This is a genomic window from Parasphingorhabdus sp. (genome assembly GCF_049667325.1).
Taxonomy (GTDB): domain Bacteria; phylum Pseudomonadota; class Alphaproteobacteria; order Sphingomonadales; family Sphingomonadaceae; genus Parasphingorhabdus.
In genome coordinates, this window is record NZ_JBATHY010000152.1 from 1 (window position 1) to 5,168 (window position 5,168).

General features: G+C 58.1%; 5 protein-coding genes. 3 read left to right on the top strand and 2 right to left on the bottom strand.

Annotated features, from left to right (window positions below):
• Together WBM93_RS07080 and WBM93_RS07085 are read left to right on the top strand one after the other, a co-directional pair.
• The coding region (locus tag WBM93_RS07080; RefSeq protein ID WP_424430091.1) for a S1/P1 nuclease at window positions 1-831 on the top strand (831 nt) is incomplete at its 5' end.
• 261 nt (window positions 832-1,092) lie between these two features.
• Window positions 1,093-1,353 (top strand): hypothetical protein, encoded by a 261-nt coding sequence (locus WBM93_RS07085; protein ID WP_424430094.1) that lies wholly within the window; start codon window positions 1,093-1,095, stop codon window positions 1,351-1,353.
• Window positions 1,354-1,366: 13 nt separating this feature from the next.
• Here the strand turns inward: WBM93_RS07085 and WBM93_RS07090 are convergent, their stop codons facing one another.
• Window positions 1,367-2,458, bottom strand: a complete 1,092-nt coding sequence (locus tag WBM93_RS07090; RefSeq protein ID WP_424430097.1) for an endonuclease/exonuclease/phosphatase family protein — start codon at window positions 2,456-2,458, stop codon at window positions 1,367-1,369.
• Between the two features lie 119 nt (window positions 2,459-2,577).
• Window positions 2,578-3,501 (bottom strand): haloalkane dehalogenase, encoded by a 924-nt coding sequence (locus tag WBM93_RS07095; protein ID WP_424430100.1) that lies wholly within the window; start codon window positions 3,499-3,501, stop codon window positions 2,578-2,580.
• Window positions 3,502-3,961: 460 nt separating this feature from the next.
• On the opposite strand from WBM93_RS07095, the gene WBM93_RS07100 reads away from it, so the two are divergent.
• Window positions 3,962-5,168, top strand: a 1,207-nt coding sequence (locus WBM93_RS07100) for a M20/M25/M40 family metallo-hydrolase (RefSeq protein WP_424430103.1), incomplete at its 3' end; no start/stop codon positions are given.

Below are 5,168 nucleotides of genomic sequence, written 5' to 3' on the forward strand. Positions count from 1 at the left end.
AAGTTCTGGACTCTCGCCCTGCTTTTGCTTTTGCCCTCGCCCGCTTTGGCCTGGGGTGAATTTGCCCATCGCCAGATCGCCGCAATTGCGGATGCCAATATCCATCCGGATACAAAATCAAGGATGATCGGGCTGTTTGCTGTCGCAAGGTTGCTCGGGACACCGCAATGCGATCTCAAGAATATCGGCGATGCCAGCGTCTGGCCCGATTGCATCCGCCGCGACCGACTGCGCTGGGGCTATACCGGACCGTGGCATTATCAGAATGTCGATATCTGCCAGCCCTTCGACCTCAAAAGCGCATGCGCGAACGGCAATTGCGTTTCGGCACAGATTGATCGCAACGCCGCGCTGCTAGGCGATGACAGCCTGCCCGCACAAGTCCGGCTCGAGGCGCTGGCCTTTCTGGTACATTTTGTCGGGGACATGCATATGCCCCTGCACAGTGGCGACCGGTCTGACCGTGGTGGAAATGACGTGAGCGCCGCCTATGGCATCATCGAAGGTAGGATGAATCTCCACCGGCTGTGGGACGGGCCGTTGGCGGAACGTGCGATAACCGACGGACCCGAACTTGTCCGGCGCTTTGGCGAACCGGAAAAAACGGAACTTGCCACCGGCACCACCGAATTGTGGGCAGAGCAGGCCTGGCAAATATCGCGCGACTATAGTTACCGCACCGCCGAAGATGCATCTTCCTGCAAACCGCCCTCGACTCAACGCGCAGTGATCGACAATGATGAAATCCCGGCCCTGGTGCCCATTGTCAGGTTGCAGATCGAGCGTTCGGGGGCAAGACTGACTCGATTGCTGGACGGTGCTTTGCGTTAACGCAGTCCTTCAACCGTCTCCCTTAATCGATTGTGTCGATCTGGTACACGAGCCTCAAAATTCTTTTGATGATAAATCATATAGTTAACCAAAATTGTGACCGCGATCACCGCAAAATGGCGAATGCATCCTATCGATTCTGAACGAACTGGATATCATTTCATCTACCAAAACAAACGGTTCATCGCTGGTAAAGCAACGGAATGTCATTTGGTGCGAAGTTAGTGAAGTAAGTTTGGCGCAATCAAGAAGGAAGAAACGATGTACTTATCTCCTAGATCATTCATCAATCAGCCTGCTCGTGCATCGGCCGAACAGGGACAATCCCGTGGCTATCAGCCACTCTATCATCTCGACATCGTCAACCGCTGCCCCGGCTGCGGAAAATCAAACTGGCATGTCGGCCGATTCAGCGCGGAATGTGCGCATTGCGAAACCGCTCTGCCGCTGGCGATGGTGGCCAGCCAGCCGATGCAGCCGCGCTTCACCGAACATTTCAGCAAGACGGCGATGGCCGCCTGACCGCGCTGCGGGTTCAGCCCGATTTCAACCGCGACAGATAAGCCGCTGCCGCGTTTGACTTGATCCGCACCCACATCGGTTTGTGGTCGGATAACTGGTAAGTTCGCCAGATACCCTTGTAATATTTTGTCAGGGCAGCACCCTGCTTGTCCTTGCCGCCCTTCTTCTTGCGCATATCGCGTTCATATTCCAGCGCATCGCCATCGCGGAAAACCGATTTGAATATCTCGAATATGCCGGCATTGGCTTGTTTGGGATCATCGGTCTGGCGGTCGATAAATTTCAGCGTATCGTCATCGGTCATAAACGCAATCTGGTCGTAATATTTGCTGAGATCGAGATTGGACGGCCGGTTGAGCGCATCGGGAATCCGGAATCCGTGCCGCTTCAGCGCGGTCATTGTTTCATGATCCGGGTGAACGATATTGAAATCGCCCAGCAAGATCAGCGACCGCCCTTTCTTTTGCGCATGCTCGGCACGATCGCTGAAATAGTCGGCGACGCGATCGATCTCCTGCACCCTTTGCTGCAGTTTCGATCCCGAAGACGAACCGTAGAACAGATGCACCGCACAGATATCGAACTTGAACCAGCCGGACCGGAACGCGGTGATGAACGGGGTTCGTCTGAACTGCTTGCCCTGAAAAAGCTCTCCGCCTTCACCGATCGTGTCATCGGTAATCAGCATGTCGGTCGGCAGGACGATTTCTCCGGCGATATTCTGGAACCGCACCTTGCGCTTGTCATAGAGGTACAGCAGCCGTTCACCGCCGCTGCCGAGCTTGTGGTGGGTCTTGTCCGACGCGATAAAATCATAGTCCGGTCCGAGTCGATCCATGACCGCGCGCCAGTCGTCGAGATCGACCACTTCCTGCACCGCAACAAAGTCAAACCGGGACAATATCTCGGCAATATACATCAGGCTTTCCTGCAGCCTTCTGACCTTGCCGAAATTCCGGATATTCCAGGTCGCGAGCAGCAAAGTCTGCTCGCTATCCTTGTCGGGAATCTCCCGATCAAGCTGGTCGATCAGGCGTTCCAGATTGCCGACGACGCGCGGACGCTCGCTTTTGGGGATATATCTGAGATAATAATATTGCGGCATCTGCGGCTTCTTCCTTTCCGGTTAGAAGCGACCCCATTTTATTATGCCATCAATGCTACCATATAATCCCCGCGGCGTCAGCGCCACAATTTGCAATCCCCAAGGCGATGCTGGCGATGTCAAGCCGAGTCGCCCTGAATATCTCCGAACGACTTCAGCGCCGCCGGTGCGACAATATCGCCCCACTCCTGCACAAAATGGCCCGCCTCCTCGATCAGCAACGGTTCGGGACAGCCCTTGATCAGGCCGTGCATCCTGTGCATCACCGGCGGACCGAGCACCGGATCGGAACCGCCGATCGCCATGAAGCTGAGCCCAGACCACTCGCCGCTCCAGAAGGCCGCCGCCTGCTTGCTGACTGCCACACCGTCCATCTCCGGCGAGACCGGCACCAGCGCCGGGAACTTTCGCGCACCGGCCTGATAGCTGTCATCCGGATAGGGCGCGTTGTAGGCGGCGGTCTCCGCTTCGGTCATCTGGGGGGTGCCGCGAGCGATAATCTGGCCGGCGTCAAACACCGGCACGGTCAGTGCATATTCCTTCCACGCGTTAAATCCGTCACCCGCACCGGTGCCGAGGCCCAAGGCGGTGTTCATGATGATCAGCCGCGACAGGCGCGCCTTGAAAGCTGAGTCGACCGGCAGCGTCAAGCCGATCAGCCCGCCCCAGTCCTGCACCACCAAGGTGATATTCTTGAGGTCCAGCCGCTCGACCAACGCCAGGATGTGATTGCGGTGAAAATCGAACGTATAGCTATCGAGATCGGTCGGCTTGTCGGACCGGCCAAAGCCGAAGAAATCCGGACAGATCACCCGCGCGCCGGTGGCCGTGAAGTGGGGGATCATCTTGCGATAGAGGAAGGACCAGCTCGGCTCGCCGTGGAGGCACAGGAAGGTCTTCTCCGCATCCTCCGGCCCCGTATCAATCCAGGCGGCGCGCAGGCCTTCGTAACCGGGAAGGTCATCGGCATAATGGACCGGAAAATCAAAGCCGGGAATATCGGCAAAGCGTTCGTCGGGCGTGCGCAGGGCGGAGATGGTCATGGCGAAGATCCTCTATAGTTCCAGCTCGGCATAGCAGAAGGCGGAACCGACAGGAAAGTGGCTTGCTCCGCCAAAGTTTGTCAAAGTTGGGGCCTACGAACGCCTGTTCTGCGTGATGATGGATAGAGCGGACTCAAACTTACCCGAAAAAATTAATGGTTCACACAAAGCGACCCTATTATTTTCTGTGACCTTTGCCCCGAACCCCCGGAATACGGGGAAATTATGACCGCCAACACGGCTTCGAGTGTGACCTTTGAAACAGCGCGCCGGGAAGCGCCGGTAATCAAGCGGGCAAGAGGCACAAAAGACTCATCACGGCGCGGAGCATAGCGCCGATGGGCTGTTGTAGGAAAGGGGGACTGGTGCCCTGTCGCCGTAATTCCGCCATCGCGATTCTAACTTGCAGTTAACCCGATCTGCGGTCATTCTCGCTTCCTCATACCGAGGGGAACACGACATGACCGCAGATGACAAGCCGCTAACCGTTGATCGTCGTCAAGCCATGCGCGGTGCGGCCATGGCCGGCGCCGGAGCGATGATCATTTCCCCGACCATGGCCCTGTCCGCCGACGGCGATATGACCGCCATCCGCAAGGCCGCCGAGGCCGGACGCGAGGCATCGGTCAAGCGGATCCAGGACTGGATCAAATTGCCGTCGATCGCGGCAGAAGATCGCAACATGACCGAAGGCGCGGACTATATGGCCGCGCTCGCGAGGGATGCCGGGTTCCAGCATGTCGAGATCGTGCCGACCGACGGTCATCCCGGCGTCTTCGCCACTCTTGACGCCGGCGCAAAAAGAACGCTCGGCATCTATTTTATGTATGACGTCAAACAGTTTGATGCGGACGAATGGTCTTCTCCTCCGCTGGCAGCGGCCATTGTCGACCGTCCCGGCTTCGGCAAGGCGATCATGGGCCGCGGTGCGGTCAACCAGAAGGGCCCGGAAGCGACCTTTCTCGCGGCGCTTCACGCCATTCGCGCTGCAGGGAGGAAACTTCCGGTCAATATTGTTCTGATCGCCGAAGGCGAGGAAGAAATCGGCTCTCCCAATTTCAAGCAGGTCGCCACCAAGCCCAATGTCCTGGCCGCGCTCAAGAAATGCGAGGGTATCTTCATCCCCGCCAGCTGGCAGGACAAGAGCGGCAATGTCAGCGTCAATCTCGGCTCCAAGGGCATTGTCGAACTGGAGCTGGTCTCCAGTGGTGAAAAATGGGGCCGTGGGCCCAGGGGCGATGTCCACTCCAGCCTCAAGGCGATGGTCGACAGCCCAAGCTGGCGGCTGGTCCAGGCGCTGCAGACTTTGGTCACGCCCGATGGCAATACGCCTGCTATCGAGGGCTGGTTTGACAATGTCCGGCCGCTGACCGCGCGCGAGAAAGCCCTGATCGCGGAGACCGCGCGCAATTCCGACGAGGCCCAGCGCAAGGCGGTCCTGGGGGTCGACAAATGGATTGACGACCTGCCGTTCGAACAGGCGCTCCAGCGCCTCGCGCAGGAACCGACGGTCAATATCGAGGGACTGGTTGCCGGCTATACCGGACCCGGCGGCAAAACCGTGCTGCCCGGCCGCGCGGTCGCCAAAATCGATCTGCGGCTGGTCCCCAACCAGACCCGCGCCGAAGCCGAGAGCAAATTGCGCGCGCATCTCGATGCCAAAGGCT

Excerpts from the sequence above, each read along its gene's own strand:
- WBM93_RS07095 (WP_424430100.1), bottom strand. The coding sequence starts at position 3,501 with ATGACCATCTCCGCCCTGCGCACGCCCGACGAACGCTTTGCCGATATT.
- WBM93_RS07090 (WP_424430097.1), bottom strand. The coding sequence starts at position 2,458 with ATGCCGCAATATTATTATCTCAGATATATCCCCAAAAGCGAGCGTCCG.
- WBM93_RS07085 (WP_424430094.1), top strand. The coding sequence starts at position 1,093 with ATGTACTTATCTCCTAGATCATTCATCAATCAGCCTGCTCGTGCATCG.